Below are 18,371 nucleotides of genomic sequence, written 5' to 3'. Positions count from 1 at the left end.
TCATCTGACTACAAACCTAGCTCTTCTTTCATTTGTTCAATGATTTTATATTTCTGAATTTTTCCAGTGATGGTCATTGGATATTCGGTGACAAAACGATAATAAGTTGGCACCTTATAATGGGCAATATGCTCGCTACAGAACTGACGAACCTCCTCTTCTGTTAAGCTGTCTGCTTCTTTAGGAATAATCCATGCCGCGAGTACTTCACCATACTTTTTATCAGGAATACCGACGATTTGCACATCCCGAATCTTTGGATGACGATAAAGATAATTTTCGATTTCGACAGGATAAATATTTTCTCCGCCGCGAATCACCATGTCTTTACTACGACCAACGATTTTTACGTAGCCATCTTCATCCATCGTAGCCAAATCACCTGTATGCATCCAACCGTCTTGGATGGCCGCGCGGGTTTTGAAGCGACTGCCCCAATAGCCTTTCATCACTGAATAACCGCGTGTCAATAACTCACCCGTTTCGCCCAACGCAACAGTCTCACCCGTTTCAGTATTGACGACTTTGACCTCAAGCGCAGGCTGCACTAAACCAACCGTCGATACTTGCTTATCAAGCGGCGTATGTTCATTGGTCTGACAAGATACGGGACTGGTCTCTGTCATGCCATACGCAATGGTGACTTCACTCATATGCATCTCATCAATGACGCGGCGCATGACTTCAATCGGACAACTAGAGCCTGCCATGATGCCCGTACGCAAAGTCGATAAATCAAAGTTTTTAAACTCCGGATGGTCAAGCTCAGCGATAAACATCGTTGGCACACCATGTAGACCCGTACACTTCTCTTCTTCAACGGCTTGTAATACGGTCAAAGGCTCAAAACCATCGTTCGGATAAACGATACAACCGCCATGCGTCAGAATCGCCAAGTTACCAAGCACCATACCAAAGCAATGGTAGAGTGGCACCGGAATACACAGTTTATCCTCTTCTGTGAGATTCATAGCCTCACCGATGAAGTAACCGTTGTTAAGAATATTACGATGGCTTAATGTTGCACCTTTTGGCGTACCAGTCGTGCCACTGGTGAACTGAACATTGATGGCATCGGCGTTCTTGAGCTGGGCTTGGCGCTCTGCCACCCGTGGATCGTTGGCATCGCCTTCCGCCATCCATGCAGAGAATTTCTGCATAAAGCCAAATGTTTCTTTACTGTCAGGCTCATCAATCCAAATAATGCGCTCAATCGTTGGAATCTCGACCAAATCAAGCTGGGTATAGTCTTTATGATAAATCTCAGGACACAGTTCGCGGATTAAACTGGCGTAATCGCTGGTTTTGAAATGACGCATAAGCACAAGCGCTGAGCAGCCCAATTTATTCAAGGCATATTGCAGCTCAAAGGTACGATAGGCAGGATTGATATTGACAAGGATAATACCGGCTTTTGCCGTTGCTAATTGCATGAGCAGCCATTCAGCATTATTGTGTGACCAGATACCGATGCGATCGCCGATTTCCAGCCCCATCTCAATCATGGCACTCGCTAACTGATTGACTTGCTGTTGTAGCTCGCGATATGTCCAGCGGATATTTTGATGGCAAGAAACCAAAGCTTCGCGCTCTGGATACTTGGATACGATAGCATCAAAAAAGTCACCAATGGTCGCTTCAATGAGCGGCACATCAGGGCCTTTATCATAGCTTTGGGTAAGCGGTGCATTTGCTGAGCGTGCGCCCATATTAATACTAGGAATGCTATTTAGAATAGTATCAAAATTAATGTGAGTCGCATCAAAATCAGAAGTTTGCGTCATAACGAGTCCTTTCGTTTTACTTTTTATGGTGCTTATTAGTCGCCTATCACCGATTCATTCTTCCTTGAACAGGTCTTAACTAGCGTTAGCTACTATACCGTCTTAAATCGAAGGCTGTCAATAATAGTAATACAATATGTATCATTTAAAATGATAGTATAAGATAAGATAAATTCATCAGTCATGATTAAGTGACGAATTTTCTGAATGACTTAAATCAAAAAAGCCAGCCTTATCATATATAGAAAAAAGCTAGCTTTTCCAGTGATTAATAGTCTCAAATCACTCCAGACCCAATTCTTTTATCATTTGCTCAACAATTTTGAATTTCTGAATTTTACCAGTGATGGTCATTGGATATTCATCAACGAAACGAAAGTAGGTCGGCACTTTATAATGAGCAATATGGTCACAACAAAACTGCCTTACCTATTCTTCGCTTAAGCTATTTGGCTCTTTTGTAATAATCCACGCCGCAAGTACCTCACCGTACTTTTTATCAGGAACACCAACAATTTGTACATCGCGAATCTTCGGATGACGATAGAGATAGTTTTCGACTTCTACTGGATAGATGTTTTCGCCGCCGCGAATGACCATGTCCTTGCTACGTCCCACCACAGTGATGTAGCCATCTTCGTCCATTACCGCCAAATCACCCGTATGCATCCAGCCATCAGTAATCGCCGCGCGTGTTTTAAAGCGGCTGCCCCAATAGCCTTTCATCACCGCGTAGCCATAAGTGAGTAATTCACCCGTCTCTCCAATCGGGACGACATCACCCGTTTCGGTATCCACGATTTTGACCTCAAGCGCGGGCAGCACCATCCCTACGGTAGAAACTCTTTTTTCAAGGGGTGTTTGCGAGCTGGTTTGACAAGAAGCTGGACTGGTCTCGGTCATGCCATAAGCAATCGTCACCTCGCTCATGTGCATTTTATCCATGACGCGGCGCATGACTTCGATGGGACAACTAGAGCCGCCCATAATACCAGTACGTAAGCTGGTCAAGTCAAAACTGTCGAAGTCTGGATGATCCAGCTCTGCGATAAACATCGTCGGTACGCCGAGCAAGGCGGTACATTTTTCTTTTTCGACCGTTTGCAATACGGTGAGCGGATCAAAGCCATCATTAGGATAAACGGCGCAACCACCATGGGTTAAAATAGCTAAATTACCACCTACCATGCCAAAGCAGTGATAAAGCGGTAATGGAATGCATAGCCTATCCTCCTCTGTCAGCCTCATACCTTCGCCAAGGAAGTAGCCATTATTCAAGATATTTCGATGCGTTAAAGTAGCGCCTTTTGGTGTACCCGTTGTCCCACTAGTAAACTGCACACTAATAGCATCGGTATTCTTAAGCTGGGCTTGGCGCTCCGCGACGCGAGGGTCGTTTGCGTTACCCTCTGCCATCCAAGCAGAGAATTTCTGCATAAAATTGAAATTTTCATCAGATGCTGGCTCGTCAATCCAAATGATGCGCTCAATCGTTGGAATCTCGACCAAATCAAGCTGAGTATAATCTTTATGATAAATCTCAGGACAAAGCTCACGAATCATTTGCGTATAGTCGCTGCTTTTGAAATGACGCATTAATACCAATGCCGAACAGCCCAGCTTATTCAGTGCATATTGCAGCTCAAAGGTACGGTAAGCGGGATTGATATTGACGAGGATAACGCCGACTTTCGCGGTTGCCAATTGCATCAAAAGCCATTCAGCATTATTGTGTGACCAGATACCGATGCGATCACCGATTTCTAGCCCCATTTCAATCATGGCACTCGCTAACTGATTAACTTTCTCTTGTAGTTCGCGATACGCCCAGCGAATATTTTGATGACGAGAAACCAAAGCTTCACGCTCTAGATATTTATTGACAATGGCATCAAAAAAATCACCGATTGTCGCTTCAATCAGCGACACATCAATGCCTTTATCATGGCTTTGGGTGAGTGGCGCATTTGCTGAACGCACGCCTACATTAACTTTAGGGATATTGTTGAGAATACTGTTATTAGGCGTACTTTCATTAATAGTACTTTCAAAGTCAGAAACTTGAGTCATAACGAGTCCTTTCGTTTTGCTGTTTAATGTTTGTTATCAGAGCGGTAATAGACTACAAAGGTAAATGTCATATTCTTCCTTGAATATTCTCTGTCACCATAGACTATAATTAAATCAAGCCCTAACCAATATAGCCTCTTAAATGAAAGCCTGTCAATAATATTGATACAGGACGTATCGATTACTATTGCTGCGCCATCTTATTAAGTTGATTATTTATATAAAAGATACGATAGACATAAAAAAGCCAGCGCTGCATTAGGATAGCAACACTGGCTATGATTTAGAGCTTTTTTAATCGTTACAATGTAGGTGCTACAGGCGATTTAATCGTTACTGTTGCGCTGACTTCATCACTATCATTTAGCAAGTCCATGACCAGCTCTTCATCACTTTCTGTCTTGACCTGCCAATTACCAGTCGCTTTTGGCACACCTGTCACCATGACGGAGATTGCTTTGTTTTTTAGACGAATCATTGGCGGTTTATGCTCATAGCCATTATGATCTAGGCCCAACACATCATCAGCAATGGTAGCAGCCTGCGCGCGTAATGGGGCGACATAGCGACACGGTACACCATCGATAGACATACAGTCACCAATCGCATAAATATTGGCTGTACTGGTACGCAAGGTCGGCGCATCCACCACGATCCCAGTGCGACGGTCAAAATCGACACCAGCTGCGGTAGGCAGTTTGTCATCGACCGTCAAACCTGTACTGGCAATCACATGATCCACGATGAGTGGTTCGATTGGCTCAGCAGTCGTATTTACTGATGCTAGCGCCTCGTAACTGACTTGTAGTTTTCCATCACTAAGACGGGTAATAGCAGATACCTGATAGCCACCTAAAAAGTTAATGCCTTGCGACTTCACCGCTTGAGCAATACGAGCCGTCGCCTTTGGCGGTAGCATTTGTGATAGTGGTGCACCGTTTAAATCAATGAGTGTCACTTGATGACCTGCTTTGAGCAAATCCTCTGCAATCTCCGTCCCGACCATACCTGCACCAACGATAGCGACGTGCTGACTGCCAGTTGCTAGCTTTTCTTGCAACTGTCCAAAGCGCTCAATATGATTGACATGCCAGACTAGTTCCTCTGGCAAGCTTTTTGGGAAGATAGGATGCGCACCCATCGCTAGTACCAGCTTATCATAGCCAATCGTGGCGTAATTGGTATAAACGGGATCTGAGCGCAGCGCAGAGATAAGCTGCAACTGTTGAGTGGTCGTATCAACATCCGTCACTTGCGTGTTGGCAAGTAGCTTAACATTTGTAGCTTCTGCGGCATCAATGCCCGTTGCTCTGACCAAATCTGCCGCACTTTTCTTTTGGCTAATCGCCATGGTCAGCATTGGCTTGTGATAACGATCGCCACTGTCGGAAGTAATTAAGGTAATCGGAATGTCTTTGTCTTTTGCACGAATGGCATCAATGACATGCCAGCCTGCCAAACCTGCACCAATAATGACGATACCGTTGTTTGATACTTCTGAGTTTTCAGCGCTCATATTAGCTCCCATATAGATAAGCAATTATTTTAGTTGTTAGAATATTGACCGCTATTGTATCAGTAAACAGCCATGCACTCATCTACTCACTTATAGACCAATCATATCAACATCACTGTTAAATACATCAAGCTATCACTCACAAAAAAGCGCCTATTGATAAATAGACGCTTGATATCACCCTAAAGCTACATGAGAAAAAATATATAAATGGTTAGTGATTCAAAATCTTCGATAAGAACAGTTGCGCGCGATCACTTTTTGCCCCTTCAAAAAACTCATCTTTACTACAGTTCTCGACAATATGACCTTCGTCCATAAAGATAATACGATTGGCTACCTGACTGGCAAAGCCCATTTCATGGGTCACACACATCATGGTCATGCCATCGCGAGTCAACTCGACCATAACATCAAGTACTTCTTGAATCATCTCAGGGTCGAGCGCAGAGGTCGGCTCATCAAAGAGCATCGCTACAGGATCCATTGCCAGCGCTCGTGCAATCGCAACACGCTGCTGCTGACCACCAGATAGCTCCGCTGGATACTTCGCGGCCTGCACCGTTAATCCGACACGATCTAAATATGCCATTGCTTTTTGCTTGGCCTCGCTCTCTTTGCGACCCAATACCTTAATTTGAGCGACTGTCAAATTATCAATAATGGTCAAATGCGGAAACAACTCAAAATGCTGAAAGACCATGCCGACACGGCTGCGTAATTTTGGCAAATTGGTTTTTGCCGCACCAACTGAGATACCATTTACCATGATCCCACCTTCTTGAAAAGGTTCCAGTCCATTGACCGTCTTAATCAAGGTTGACTTACCACTACCTGATGGCCCGCACACGACGACGACATCACCTTTATGTACATGCGCCGTACAGTCACTCAATACTTGAAAATCCCCATACCATTTGCTTACATCGGACATTTGAATGACCATCTCATCACTAGCATGACCATTATTGGTGACCAGTCCGCCAAAGGCATTTAAGTATGTATCAGCTTTGCTCATCACTGGCTCCTAACCACATTGTTTTTAATAATCGTCATTTAAGAAAAGTTAGATCAAGTACTCAACCAAAGCCTCAACACTCAAAAAGTGCAAGCCAAGATAAATATCTATCAAAATCGCAAACGCTTTTGCAACTGTTGTACACCCACGGAGGCACTGACACTGATGATGAAATACACCGCACCAGCACCCAAAATGTAAGGCGTCAGCAAACCCATCAGCTCACCGCGTACATAGGCGGCACGGAAAAAGTCTGTCAAACCAATAGCAAAAACCAACGTCGTATCTTGGAATAAAATAATACACTGCTGCAAGATTAGCGGCAGCATTTTGCGAAAGGCTTGTGGCAAAATAACCAGACGCATGGTCTGCCCATAAGTCATGCCCAGCGCTTTGGCGGCATTGACCTGCCCACTACCAATCGATTGAATACCAGCACGCACCACCTCTGAAAAGTAAGCGGCCTCAAACATCATAAAAGCAACCACACAAGAGGCAAAGGCAGCATCAAGTTGTAAGTACTTACCCGCTATCCAAAAATAAATCATCGGTACGGCAAAGTAAAACCACAGTAGCACTAGTAGTAGAGGTACAGAGCGGAAGTAATTGACGTATAGCTTTGCTGGAATCTCAAGCGCTTTGATACCAGACAAGCGCATCAATGCCAATACCGTTCCTAAGCTAATACCACCAATAATCGCCAAAAACAGCACTTTTAAGGTGGTAATCATGCCGCCCATCAAACCAGGATAGGCTGTTGCCAATTCGGTCATCATGTTCATTTCTGACCTCCTGCAATGAGCCCAGGTACACGCAGTTTGCGCTCAATTAACCCCATCATAGCAATCAACGATAAGTTAAATACTAAATAAATAATCGTCGCGTAGGTATAAATCTCGATGCTGTTTTGGGTGTATTCGCTGATGGTTTTGGTTTGACTGATCAGCTCCATTACCCCCACTAATGAGGCGACGGAGGCGTTTTTGAAGCAGTTGGTCAGCTCAGAGCTGAGCGGTGGCAAAATAATACGAAAGGCCTGCGGTAGCAGTACTTCTTTGTAGACTTGCGGAATACTAAAGCCTAGTGCATAAGCAGCATTGATCTGACCTTCGGGCAATGACTCAATACCTGTACGTACTTGTTCAACGATACGAGCGGCGGTAAATAAGCCAAGACCGATACTTGCTGAGAGCATGGCTGACGTGTTGGGCGATAAATCCTTATACCACCACTCTTGTATCGTGGGCGTGAGCCAGCCAGGTGCAATATAAAACCAAAAGAACAACTGGACAAGCAGTGGAATATTACGAAAAAATGTCACATAAGCGGTGCCAATGGCACGAGCGGTCTTATTAGGCAAAGTACGCATGATGCCAAAGATAGTACCTACGACCATAGCAATGGCCCATGCGATACTACCAATCAATAGTAGCCAGCCAAGACCAGTAATCATCCAATGGATATAAAGCTCATTACCGATACCAGTCTGCTCAAAGAGCACACCCCAGTTCCAGCTATAATTCATGGTTGTCTCTCCGAGCAGCGACTGAAAATCCTACGTGTTGAGATTAATATCAACATCAGTCTGAACACGTAAGCAAGCTATGTTGCAGGACAATAATTACTGTGCCGTCGCAACTTTCGGCTGAGCGCTGTCATGCGGACTGGCAATCAAGGCTTTTAAGTTATCAGACATCTCAAAGTTTAGATTGACGTTCTTTGGTGGGATTGGGTTTAAGAACCACTTGTCATAAATGCTGTTGATTTCCCCTGATTTAAAGACATTCGCTAACGCTTCATCGACCACTGCTTTGAACTCAGGATCATCCTTACGCATCATACAACCATAAATTTCAAACGATTGCGGCGTGCCGACGATGACCCATTCATCAGGATTTTTTGCTTTGGCTTTTTCGCCAGCAAGTAGTACATCATCCATCATAAAGGCATCAGCGCGACCATTTTCTAGCATAAGGAAGCCTTCGCCGTGGTCTTTTGCTGAGATGATATTCATGTCCATTTTGTTGTCATCATTATACTGACGAATATAACGCTCTGAGGTCGTACCGGCAGTCGTGACCAAAGTCTTACCTTTTAGGTCTTCAAAATCTTGAATACCTGAGTCTTTTTTGGTCAATAGACGCGTACCGATTTCAAAGAAACCGTTAGAGAATGCCACTTGTTTTTGACGCTCTTCGTTGTTGGTGGTTGAACCACATTCAAAGTCGACCGTGCCGTTTTGTACCAAGGGAATACGGGTTTGTGAGGTGATAAGGTTATAACGGACGTTGAGGTCTGGCATGTTTAGCTTTTGCTTAACCGCTTCGACGACTTTCATCTCTAAATCGTGCGCATAACCAATCGGCTGATTTGGGTCGTCAGTGATATAAGAAAATGGAATAGAAGAGTCACGGTGACCGACCACGATAGTACCCGAGTCTTTGATTTTTTGTAGAGTACCGTTGGTAGTGGTTTCTGTCGCTGTTGCATCATCTGCTGGCGCATCAGTGCTGGTTTGGCTACTGTTATTACACCCTGCAAGACCTAGTGCCATAAAAGCAGCGAGAGTTAAAGGTTTAGAGAAAGACCTAGAAGATAGATAGCTCATGAGATACATCCTTTTATCACATTATCACAAGATTGAATGAGTGCTTGGACGACACAGGTCTTATTCATTGACCTTATTGCCACGCATCCATGCGGTGGTTGTTGCTGTTATTTATCACAATGCAACTTAATGTTACTGTACAACAAATTAGTGGGTGTGGGTAAAAAATTTTTAATGAGGCTTATTTTTTAAGGATATCGGGTTTAGTATCACCATAACTATCCAATAAACGCCTTTAATCTGTTAAACAATATCTAAAGAGCAATTGATAAATCACGATGAATCCCCATAAAGCTAACAACTTCTTAATACTATAAATGACCTATGACACAAGATACTCAAGTCCCTAATACGGACAGCCAGAACGCTGGCAACCATAGTGACAATGACGTACGTCAACGTTTCTTTATTGAAGATTCGCCAGTGCGCGGTGATGTGGTGCGCCTATCACGCAGCTATGCCAGTACGATAGCCCAAAAGCCTTATCCTGAAGCGATTAAGCGCTTATTGGGTGAGATGCTGACAGCAGCGAGTTTGCTTATCGGCACGGTCAAAATCAATGGTCATCTGTCCATTCAATTGCAATCATCAGACAGCGATAGCTTGTTAAACTGGGCAATGGCAGAATGCAATCAAGACGGTATCATCCGTGCCCTTGCTAGCTGGAAGGGTGAGACTGATGAGCAAGTACAGGCTTGGGAAAATATGACTCATGCCAAAGAGGCATTTGCTGAATTGGGTGCGATGGGTCAAGGCGTCTTGTTTATTAACATTCAACCTGAAGGCGGCGAAGCCTATCAAGGCATCGTCGAGCGCAGCCATGACAATTTGGCAGACTGCTTGGCGCACTACCAAAAGCAATCGGCGCAGATTCCAACCTTGATTAATTTGGCATCTGATGGTCTGCAAGCGGGTGGCATGTTGGTACAGATGCTTCCTCGTACTGCTGAAGAAACCTATGAAGTCGAGCAAAACCAAGATGCGGGTATCGACGATGACTTGTGGACGCGTCTGAGCGTTTTGACACGGACAGTGAAAGCTGAAGAGTTGACCACGCTTGATGCCAACGAAATCCTTTATCGCTTGTATCATGAAGAAAATGTCGTCGCGCCCGATCCTGTTGCATTATCATTTGGTTGCACCTGCTCACGTGAGAAATGTGAGATGGCCATTGAGCAAATCGGTGAAGCAGAAGTCTTAGACATCATTGATGAGCAAGGCGGTAACTTTGAGATGGATTGCGGATTTTGTGGCGAGATGTATAAATTTAATAAAGACGATGTGACCACGATATTTTCTGAGTAGTTAGGATTTAGTGCAGCTCGCTTAGTAATAAAAAAACCCTCAAGTATCATGCTTGGGGGTTTTTAATGTCATGGCTTGAAATTTATGACTGACGATATAAATGGTTTCGAGCACGCTTAATTGGCTACTTCATCCACTTCTGGATAAGAATAGATACGACTATCAAGCCCATACTTTGCATCATGGGCATCGCCTAGCCTATTATCCAACAGCCAAGCAATAACTTGCTCATGTACTCTATCGCTGTAGATTAAATTCATGTGATTGACTCCATAAAAAATCGCCTTATGTCCCTCTGGTACTGCTAGCGTATGCTCTTCGGTATATTCGCCGAGCGCTGACTCTACTGAGACCAATCCGTCCCCAAGCAAACTTGTGGTCTTAGATTCATAATGAGTTTCAATCAAAGCTGCCGCCACTAAATAGGTATTCACATGCAGGGGCAAACGCGTGGGCAATCTTGTCACCTTAGGCTCACCGCATCATGGCGCAAGCTTGGAGCAGATTGGACATTTTGTTCAAGATAAAATCGCTAAGCTGCCTTTTGCAGGATCATTGGCTAAATTGGGCGACTTGCGTAGCGCCGGTATTATAGATTTACGTTACGGCAGTATTCGCGATGCTGATTGGAAGTCTACCGAAGGGCGCAGTGTGCTGCCAGCAGAGTTTCGTCATCCCACGCGTTTGACCCAGCTAAAGCCTTGCTCTTTACCGTAAAACAACGCACTACGGCTCAACAAACCGCCCATACTATGACCGATTAAATCTATTTGAGTGACGTCGGGATTATTCTCAACCAAATCTTGCAAGACTTTTGCAAAGCTACGTCCGTTGCTAGAAATACGCCGACCCGTATTATAGTTTAAATACAGCACCGTCGCTTTTGGCAAGTGATTGACCAACGCTTCACCCAAATTGCCTTCTCCAGATACCTGCCAGCTCAAGTGACTCATACAAAGCCCATGGCATAAGATAATAACGCGCCCTGACAGCGCGCCACTTTGTACACGATTGTATTCATCGTATAGCACCATCGATACTGCCAATGGATTGTGATGAGTGATAAGGTGATCGCCCATGACGCCATTTAGAATATTGACCAAGCGACGTAAGTTTTTGGGCAAAGGTTGTATTTTTTTGGGTTTAGAAACAGTGTTATAAAGACGCAGCCCTGAGGCAAGATTATTGCCCACCAATTGCATCGTATAACGCACCGTGCCATAAATACGCCCCGTGATACCGCGCTGCCAGTGCTCAATATTGCCTTTATTAAACCGCCCTAAAGGACGCAGCAGAATCTCACGATGGATAGCCTCTACAATATCAGTGACTTCCACCACGCCCATCGTTGCCAACTGAGCCAAGCCTTCAAAAAAATCAACCAACGTAATAGGCTGATGCGGTTTGCTATAGCTGTTGTCCACCGTCTCGGCGCTCAGCTCATCGACATAGATATATTCGAGTTTCGCCAACTCTTCATAGACATCGCCCTGAAAACCTTCACCAGTATCCGACTCAACAGCAGTTGGACGCCGAGTGGTGGCAAATAAATCATGAATGGTTTCTAAAGGTTTTGGACTGGGCATAGTGTTAACATATCAAGCAGTTGAAAGGATTTTCCATACTATCCTGTAATTGTCATAAACAGAAGAGAATGATTTAACTATCAAGTATCTTTATTGTCAAAGAAAGGCGCTATCCTTTAACATCAAAGCTTGCATATTAATAACTGTCCTCCAAAATACAAAATCCCAAGCCATGACTTGGGTTTTTTTTGTTGAGAAAGACACATCATTACTCATGCAAATGTCTAACTAGACAAACGACTCTGCCAGTATGACGTCGCCATCTTCACGCGTAATCATCACGGTCGCTGAGCGCGGTGTACTGCCTCCAGCAATAGCGCCCCAAGTATTACCCGGATGCTGAATATTGATAAATAAGGTTTTAAAGTCAGGAGCCATGGTAATACCTGTGACTTCACAGCCTTCAGGACCGACAAAAAAACGTTTGATATTGTCATTACTAGCAGGCATCCCAACTCGTGTTTGTTGCCCTGCTGAGGTCGTTATGGCTGTTCCATCACTGACTTTACCCGGCAGCGCCGCCAGTAACATACAGCTGGTGGTATCGGTATAAGCGCCGTCATCGGTCTGAATCCATAATACGCCACGCGGATCGAAGTACAAACCATCGGGAGAAGACAAATCATTGCTATCATTTAACTGTGACAAATTTTCTGCGGTCAGATCATAAGGCGTGGCAAACAGATAAATATCCCACTCAAAACTCATAGCCGCATGATCGCCACCTGCTTCTGCCCAGCGAATGATATGACCGTTGTCATTACCTGCCGCTTTTTCACCTGCCTGATAGCTACGCGGATTAGAGGCTGAGACAGGTTGATCCTCACGTACGCCGCGGTATTTATTATTGGTCAATGTGACGTATACCTCACCCGTCATAGGGCTAACCGATACCCACTCTGGTCGATCCATTTTGGTGGCACCGACCACATCTGCTGCGGCACGAGCAAAAACCAACACCTCATCTTGTCCATTAAAAGGCAATGCCGTATTGGAGGCATCCAGTCCGTTCTGACTATGGACGAGTGCTTTCCATTCACCGCTGCCATCTTCATTAAAGATAGCAACATAGAGCGTGCCATCATTCAAATACTTATCGCCCGCTTTTAAGCCACCACCGATATCACTGTTTGACCATGTAGCTTTGGAGACAAACTTATAAATATATTCGCCGCGAGCATCATCGCCCATATAAAAGACTACCGGTTTGCCTTGTTCAACGGGGGCATAAGCACAGTTTTCATGGGCAAAACGTCCCAGTGCCGTACGTTTTTGCGGCATAGAGTTTTGGTCAAACGGGTCAATTTCGGTGATATAGCCAAAGGTATTAAAGCCATTACGATAATCCTCAGCAGCACTGGTACCGACGGCGGTCATATCCCAGCGCGAAAATTCATCGGCTATCTTGGCATCTTTGGCTTCAGGTGTGTGCCACAGATACTCCCAGCCTGGGAAATCCTCTGTTGCACCGTAGCGCTCGCGACCATAGTTTTGCCCATCACTTAATTGGCTAGCATCTTGCCCACGGGCGAATACCCCTAAAAAGTTCTCTTCGGTGGTCAGATAGGTACCCCAAGGTGACAAACCTGCACCACAGTTATTATTGATGCCGCGCGTCTGAAAGCCTGTCGGATCAAACTTAGTCTTGACCAAATCAGAACCCGCAACGGGCCCTGTCAAGTGCGCTGTACTACTACTCGTGAGACGACGATTAAATTTCGAATCAGGTACCATCTCATAGCCCATGCCATCAGCGCGGCGTTTCATCTCGACCACCGCCACTCCATGACAATTAACCTCACGGCGCACGTCACTTGCGAGGCGACGATTTTTAAAGATGGGCGCGGCATTATTATCTTGGATCACATGATAGCCAAACGGACTCAATTCGTTACTATTCACGTATTCATGATTCATGACTAGCAAACCATTATCTGACGCTTTAGCATTATACGTGCCGCCATTCTTACCAAAGAACCACATGCCATCATGGTTATCACCCATGCGCCATTCGAATGACTCTGCCGACTGCTCTCGATTGTCTTTCCAATCATCGATACCCGATATCAGCGGCGTACCCAGTGGTAATATCATCTCGGCTTTATAGCCTGCTGCCACGCTCATCGTTTCGGCAGTTGAATGCGCCACTGCCGTAAACTTCAAAGTCTCAGGACGTTTGAGATCGCCCTGTGCAGGGATAGCCGCGTTATTATCAGTATTTTTGATAGGACTGCTATCATCGTCATCGCTACAGCCAACCAAAGGTAGCGCCCCAAAAAAAGCCGCCGCCGTCAATCCTGTGCCACCTTTTAGGATACTACGACGATTTAAACGACGACTAATAATGGTTTGAAAATCGATATTGTCGGTCGGATTAGAGTCTTCAACGACTTCATGGGCAAGTGGTTGTTTATTATTCAATAATGTCATTATCAGTCACCTTGCTATTAGGCTGGATTGGCGGAGAGTTGGGCGCGGCTTTACAATTATCACCACAAAAATACGAATTACGCCTAAGTCTACCGAGAGTTTATGACAGAACGTTGAAACATAGATGACAGTCTCATGACAACACTTTGTAAGCACTTCATAAAACGAAAAAAAATCCCAAGCGTTAACTTGGGATTTCATGATGGCGTCGCTGGATTTGACGACTGATAAAATAGTGCTGCTATAAAAACTTATTGAACCTGCGCCTGCCATTCATGGGCACCGAGCTTCAATTTTAACGCATCGCCTGCTTGTAATATGCCAACGCCGCTTGGCGTCCCAGTCATAATCACATCACCTGCTTGTAAGCTAAAGGCATGGCTAATCTCTGCCAGTAATTCATACACTGGAAATAGCATCAAAGCACTATCGCCATCTTGCTTCAACTCATCATTGATATAAAGCTGATATTCGACATGGCTAAAATCACCAAACGCTTGCGGATCAATCCAATCAGCAAGCACACAGGCACCATCAAAACACTTAGCACGCTCCCATGGATGACCTTTTTCTTTGAGCTTACTTTGCAAGTCACGTAAGGTCAAATCCAGCCCCAAGGTCACGCCACCTATCGCTTTCTGTGCTTGTTCAAGCGTGGCTGCCGATAAGTCTGCTGCTAATTGCACACACAGCTCAGCTTCATAATGAGTATCACCATATATCGCTGGATTGGGACGGACGATATCGTAACGCACACTGACCACTGACGATGCTGGTTTCATAAATAAGATGGGTGATTTTGGTATCTCATTGCCAAGCTCGCGGGCGTGTTCCGCATAGTTACGGCCGACACAGACCACCTTGCCGATGGATGCACGTACGCTATCGTTAACCGTTGCAATGCTCGCGTCATCATTGACACTGGCAGCAATCGCATTGATTAAAGACATATGGGGTGATTGGCTCATACTAGGCACTCATAGCAGGTTATTGATAGGTTGGTCATACATACTGCACTATCTGTCGTTATTTTTCTAGGGCTTATCTTCATTTTAAAAATAGCTATAAAAATGAGATAAATAGCAGTTAAACAAAATAATAGCGGGTTAATATTGAGATATTAACCCGCTATTTCATTGATTTTTTAGCATTATTTTTAGCCAAACCCTTAAGGTATGGTGTTTGTCATTACATCAGGCGGTACATAGCTTGTGTGGCGATTCATTCTTTTTTCAAACAACCTAAAGCTAAACAGAATCACCCATGATAATAGAAGGTAAATAATACCAGCAGCGAAGAACAGCTCCATTAAGGTATAAGTTCGCGCACTAATGGTTCGAGCGACACCCGTGATATCCATCAAAGCGATGGTTGACGCTAGCGCACTGCCTTTTAGCATAAAGATCACTTCATTGCTGTAGGCTGGAATGACAATACCAAAGGCACGCGGTAAGGTAATACGCGTAAGCTTCTGCCATTTCGACATACCGATAGCGTCAGCTGCTTCGAGCTCACCAACAGGAATAGTCTGAATCGCACCGCGAATGATTTCTGCCAAATAAGCACTGGTATTCATGGTAAAGGCAATGATGGCACACCAATACGCTCGACTGAGCACAGGTTCCCATAAGAACGAATTCCGTATAGCCTCAAACTGTCCTAGACCATAATAAATCAAAAATATCTGTACCAGCAGCGGCGTGCCACGGAAGAAGAAGATATAAGAAAAGGGTAGTATCTGCACCAGCCAGTTTTTTGACAAGCGCAACTGGGCTAAAACCAAACCAAAAAATAGACCGATAATACCTGAGATAACCACCAGCTGTACGGTCAATACTGCCCCGTTTAATAAATCAGGAATACTATCAAAAATAACCTGCCAATTCCAATCCATAGTATCTCTCCTCTATCCTATGGTCGATTGACGGTGGGTTGACTGACGGCTCAGCTTTTTAGCGTAGCGTGCCGCTGGATTGGCGCGCCACTCGAGCCACATCATAAAACCAGTAATCAACATGGTTAAACCCAGATAAATAATCGCCGCTGCCATATAAAAAGTAAATGGCTGCTGCGTTGATTGGGCGGCACGTGACGCCTGATACATGATGTCTTTGAGACCCACGACCGATACCAATGCGGTATCTTTGAGCAACACCAAAAACAAATTACCCAATCCTGGCAACGCAATCTGCCAAACTTGTGGCAAGGTAATGCGATAAAACGTCTGAAAAGGACGCATACCAATCGCTTGCGCCGCCTCCTTTTGCCCTATCGGAATCTCTTGGATCGACATGCGAAAAATTTCAGTCGCATAAGCGCCAAACGCGATAGATAACGCCATCACGCCACCCCAAAAGGCACTGATCTCAACATATTCGTTATAGCCGAATTTCTTGAGAATCGTCATCAGCAGCATAGAGCCACCGTAATAGATAAACAGTACCAATAGCAACTCTGGAATACCGCGCATTGTCGCCGTATATACAGTCGCAAGCTTACGCAGCAGCCAGACGTTGGACAGCTTAGCTGTGGCACCGAGCAGCCCTAAAGCCATGCCGATGACTAAACTGGTCATGGCAAGCTTGATGGTGACGGTAGCGCCGCTCAGTAGTAGCGCGCCAAATCCTTGTAAATCAAACACAATTATCCACTCAGTCTCTTTATATTAGCAATTTGCAAAATATGAGTTAAAAGAATCAGCATCAATCGCTGAGCGCTGCTGATAAGCGTATTTTATACCAAATAGACCTTGGTGCCTTGCGTCATAGATCGACGTCAAATCAATACGATTATTGCGGCGGAAATTGACACAGTAGAAATGAGCGCTGATTTTATCATATTCGCTGCCAGCTATGTTAATACTCACACGTAAAAGCGGTGCTTAAATAGACGCTTATCTTCTTAAAAACACATTAGATTAGTCATATTTTTACAAACCGAACAGTCAATATCACAAGACCGAACTATTTTTTATAAAAAACAAAAAAAGGATATCGCTATTGAAGCAATACCCTTCCTATGAAATGGGATTCAAATTAACCTATTAAAAATCACCATTCTCACGGTTACGATGCAACAGTGCTAAACATATTTTAAGACTTATTCAGCAGGTTTTTCTGTCGGCTCAGTAGTGACCGTCGAGCTTGACGCTGGAATCGCAAAATATTTTTGATTGATTTTATCGTAAGTGCCATCGGCTTTAATATTGACCAATGACTTATTAATTTTTGCTTGCAATGCATCGCCTGGACGCACCGCGATGGCAAAATTATCATTGATGTCAATCTCTTGACCTTTGAGCGCATACTGACTACCTGAGGTGGAGCCAAGCCATTCTAGCGCTGGCAGCTTATCAGACACCATCGCATCGACACGATTCGAACCCAAATCCAAAAACGCATTACTGAGCGTGTCATAAAGCTTCATGTCAGCATTCGGATAAACCTTTTCTAACCACTGCGAAGAAATGGTCGAGCGCTGAGCGGCAATAGAATGCGCATTGATATCATCGCTATTACTGGGATCGAAGCTGCTGTCTTTTTTTGCCAAAAATACCAAGGTATTGCTAAAGTACGGCTCTGTAAAGCTGACTTGTTGCTCACGCTCAGGCGTCACCGACATAGCGGCCACAATCGCATCATACTTACCCGCTTTTAGACCCGGGATAATACCGTCCCAATCTTGCGCCGTGATTTCACATGTTACCTTCATATCGGCACAGATAGCGTTGGCAATATCAACATCAAAACCACCAAGGGTGCCATCCGCATTGGTATAATTAAAGGGAGCATAAGCGCCTTCGGTACCAATACGTAACACATCACCCGTCGCTGCGGTCTCAGCGGCATCTGGGCTGACATCATCATTTGCATCATTTTGACCATTGCTACACCCTACTAAGGTTAAAAGCGCCGCCATCGCAAGCAAGGGCGCTGAAAAACGTCGCGCCTTGATGCCATTGATAACGGATGCGTTCGCGATTGCACGGTGTTGGTCAAAATGGTTATTCATGATCATCCTTGGGGTTTGTGAGTAAAATAACACTCATCTCTAT

15 protein-coding genes and 1 pseudogene are annotated in these 18,371 nt (G+C 44.7%); 2 read left to right on the top strand and 14 right to left on the bottom strand.

Features of this window, described 5'->3' with window-relative positions:
• Window positions 1-8 precede the first annotated feature (8 nt).
• From JMV76_RS05905 to JMV76_RS05875, 7 genes and pseudogenes are all read right to left on the bottom strand, one after another.
• Window positions 9-1,784 carry an AMP-binding protein gene (locus JMV76_RS05905; RefSeq protein WP_201501960.1) on the bottom strand — a complete coding sequence of 592 codons (1,776 nt, stop codon included), beginning with the start codon at window positions 1,782-1,784 and terminating at the stop codon, window positions 9-11.
• 282 nt (window positions 1,785-2,066) lie between these two features.
• Window positions 2,067-3,854: pseudogene (locus tag JMV76_RS05900) on the bottom strand (AMP-binding protein).
• A 301-nt stretch (window positions 3,855-4,155) separates the two neighbouring features.
• Window positions 4,156-5,370, bottom strand: a complete 1,215-nt coding sequence (locus tag JMV76_RS05895; RefSeq protein ID WP_045453601.1) for an FAD-dependent oxidoreductase — start codon at window positions 5,368-5,370, stop codon at window positions 4,156-4,158.
• Window positions 5,371-5,584: 214 nt separating this feature from the next.
• On the bottom strand, window positions 5,585-6,316 hold the full coding sequence (locus JMV76_RS05890) for an amino acid ABC transporter ATP-binding protein (RefSeq protein ID WP_045443837.1): 732 nt from the start codon (window positions 6,314-6,316) through the stop codon (window positions 5,585-5,587).
• Between the two features lie 182 nt (window positions 6,317-6,498).
• Window positions 6,499-7,170, bottom strand: coding sequence for an ABC transporter permease subunit (locus JMV76_RS05885; protein ID WP_060490392.1), 672 nt, complete (start codon window positions 7,168-7,170; stop codon window positions 6,499-6,501).
• Complete coding sequence (locus JMV76_RS05880; RefSeq protein ID WP_201501958.1) at window positions 7,167-7,913, bottom strand: amino acid ABC transporter permease; 747 nt, start codon at window positions 7,911-7,913, stop codon at window positions 7,167-7,169. Before JMV76_RS05880 ends, JMV76_RS05885 begins: the two co-directional genes overlap by 4 nt.
• Before the next feature lie 96 nt (window positions 7,914-8,009).
• The gene (locus JMV76_RS05875) at window positions 8,010-8,996 is read right to left on the bottom strand and encodes a glutamate/aspartate ABC transporter substrate-binding protein (RefSeq protein ID WP_201501957.1); all 987 of its coding nucleotides are present in this window, start codon (window positions 8,994-8,996) and stop codon (window positions 8,010-8,012) included.
• 324 nt (window positions 8,997-9,320) lie between these two features.
• Here JMV76_RS05875 and hslO point away from each other — a divergent pair, with 324 nt between their 5' ends.
• Window positions 9,321-10,301 carry an Hsp33 family molecular chaperone HslO gene (gene hslO / locus JMV76_RS05870; protein ID WP_193216829.1) on the top strand — a complete coding sequence of 327 codons (981 nt, stop codon included), beginning with the start codon at window positions 9,321-9,323 and terminating at the stop codon, window positions 10,299-10,301.
• 116 nt (window positions 10,302-10,417) lie between these two features.
• On the opposite strand, the gene JMV76_RS14800 is transcribed toward hslO, so the two are convergent.
• Window positions 10,418-10,759, bottom strand: a complete 342-nt coding sequence (locus JMV76_RS14800) for a hypothetical protein (protein WP_227690126.1) — start codon at window positions 10,757-10,759, stop codon at window positions 10,418-10,420.
• On the opposite strand from JMV76_RS14800, the gene JMV76_RS14795 reads away from it, so the two are divergent.
• Window positions 10,752-11,018, top strand: a complete 267-nt coding sequence (locus JMV76_RS14795) for a hypothetical protein (RefSeq protein ID WP_374190043.1) — start codon at window positions 10,752-10,754, stop codon at window positions 11,016-11,018. The two genes, JMV76_RS14800 and JMV76_RS14795, sit on opposite strands and share 8 nt — an antisense overlap.
• Here the strand turns inward: JMV76_RS14795 and JMV76_RS15235 are convergent.
• From JMV76_RS15235 to JMV76_RS05840, 6 genes are all read right to left on the bottom strand, one after another.
• A complete protein-coding gene (locus JMV76_RS15235) occupies window positions 10,973-11,887 on the bottom strand; it encodes an esterase/lipase family protein (protein WP_374190042.1) in 915 nt (304 codons plus the stop codon). The two genes, JMV76_RS14795 and JMV76_RS15235, sit on opposite strands and share 46 nt — an antisense overlap.
• Before the next feature lie 228 nt (window positions 11,888-12,115).
• Window positions 12,116-14,317 (bottom strand): PhoX family protein, encoded by a 2,202-nt coding sequence (locus JMV76_RS05860; protein WP_201501956.1) that lies wholly within the window; start codon window positions 14,315-14,317, stop codon window positions 12,116-12,118.
• 251 nt (window positions 14,318-14,568) lie between these two features.
• Window positions 14,569-15,285: a fumarylacetoacetate hydrolase family protein gene (locus JMV76_RS05855; RefSeq protein ID WP_201501955.1), complete on the bottom strand. Its 717-nt coding sequence runs from the start codon at window positions 15,283-15,285 to the stop codon at window positions 14,569-14,571.
• 200 nt (window positions 15,286-15,485) lie between these two features.
• A complete protein-coding gene (locus JMV76_RS05850) occupies window positions 15,486-16,211 on the bottom strand; it encodes an ABC transporter permease (RefSeq protein WP_201501954.1) in 726 nt (241 codons plus the stop codon).
• Between the two features lie 12 nt (window positions 16,212-16,223).
• Entirely contained in the window at window positions 16,224-16,958 is a 735-nt protein-coding gene (locus JMV76_RS05845) for an ABC transporter permease (protein WP_201501953.1), read from the bottom strand.
• A gap of 458 nt (window positions 16,959-17,416) precedes the next feature.
• Window positions 17,417-18,328, bottom strand: a complete 912-nt coding sequence (locus JMV76_RS05840; protein WP_372814685.1) for an ABC transporter substrate-binding protein — start codon at window positions 18,326-18,328, stop codon at window positions 17,417-17,419.
• Window positions 18,329-18,371: the final 43 nt, after the last annotated feature.

The organism is Psychrobacter cibarius (genome assembly GCF_904845955.1).
GTDB lineage: Bacteria > Pseudomonadota > Gammaproteobacteria > Pseudomonadales > Moraxellaceae > Psychrobacter > Psychrobacter cibarius_B.
This window is presented reverse-complemented; position numbering and strand designations above follow the sequence as displayed.

What these genes read in the sequence shown, in the direction of transcription:
- JMV76_RS05905 (WP_201501960.1), bottom strand. Translation starts at nt 1,784, where the DNA reads ATGACGCAAACTTCTGATTTTGATGCGACTCACATTAATTTTGATACT.
- hslO (WP_193216829.1), top strand. Translation starts at nt 9,321, where the DNA reads ATGACACAAGATACTCAAGTCCCTAATACGGACAGCCAGAACGCTGGC.
- JMV76_RS05840 (WP_372814685.1), bottom strand. Translation starts at nt 18,328, where the DNA reads ATGAATAACCATTTTGACCAACACCGTGCAATCGCGAACGCATCCGTT.
- JMV76_RS05850 (WP_201501954.1), bottom strand. Translation starts at nt 16,211, where the DNA reads ATGGATTGGAATTGGCAGGTTATTTTTGATAGTATTCCTGATTTATTA.
- JMV76_RS05885 (WP_060490392.1), bottom strand. Translation starts at nt 7,170, where the DNA reads ATGAACATGATGACCGAATTGGCAACAGCCTATCCTGGTTTGATGGGC.
- JMV76_RS15235 (WP_374190042.1), bottom strand. Translation starts at nt 11,887, where the DNA reads ATGCCCAGTCCAAAACCTTTAGAAACCATTCATGATTTATTTGCCACC.
- JMV76_RS05860 (WP_201501956.1), bottom strand. Translation starts at nt 14,317, where the DNA reads ATGACATTATTGAATAATAAACAACCACTTGCCCATGAAGTCGTTGAA.
- JMV76_RS05880 (WP_201501958.1), bottom strand. Translation starts at nt 7,913, where the DNA reads ATGAATTATAGCTGGAACTGGGGTGTGCTCTTTGAGCAGACTGGTATC.
- JMV76_RS05855 (WP_201501955.1), bottom strand. Translation starts at nt 15,285, where the DNA reads ATGAGCCAATCACCCCATATGTCTTTAATCAATGCGATTGCTGCCAGT.
- JMV76_RS05890 (WP_045443837.1), bottom strand. Translation starts at nt 6,316, where the DNA reads ATGGTCATTCAAATGTCCGATGTAAGCAAATGGTATGGGGATTTTCAA.
- JMV76_RS05895 (WP_045453601.1), bottom strand. Translation starts at nt 5,370, where the DNA reads ATGAGCGCTGAAAACTCAGAAGTATCAAACAACGGTATCGTCATTATT.
- JMV76_RS05875 (WP_201501957.1), bottom strand. Translation starts at nt 8,996, where the DNA reads ATGAGCTATCTATCTTCTAGGTCTTTCTCTAAACCTTTAACTCTCGCT.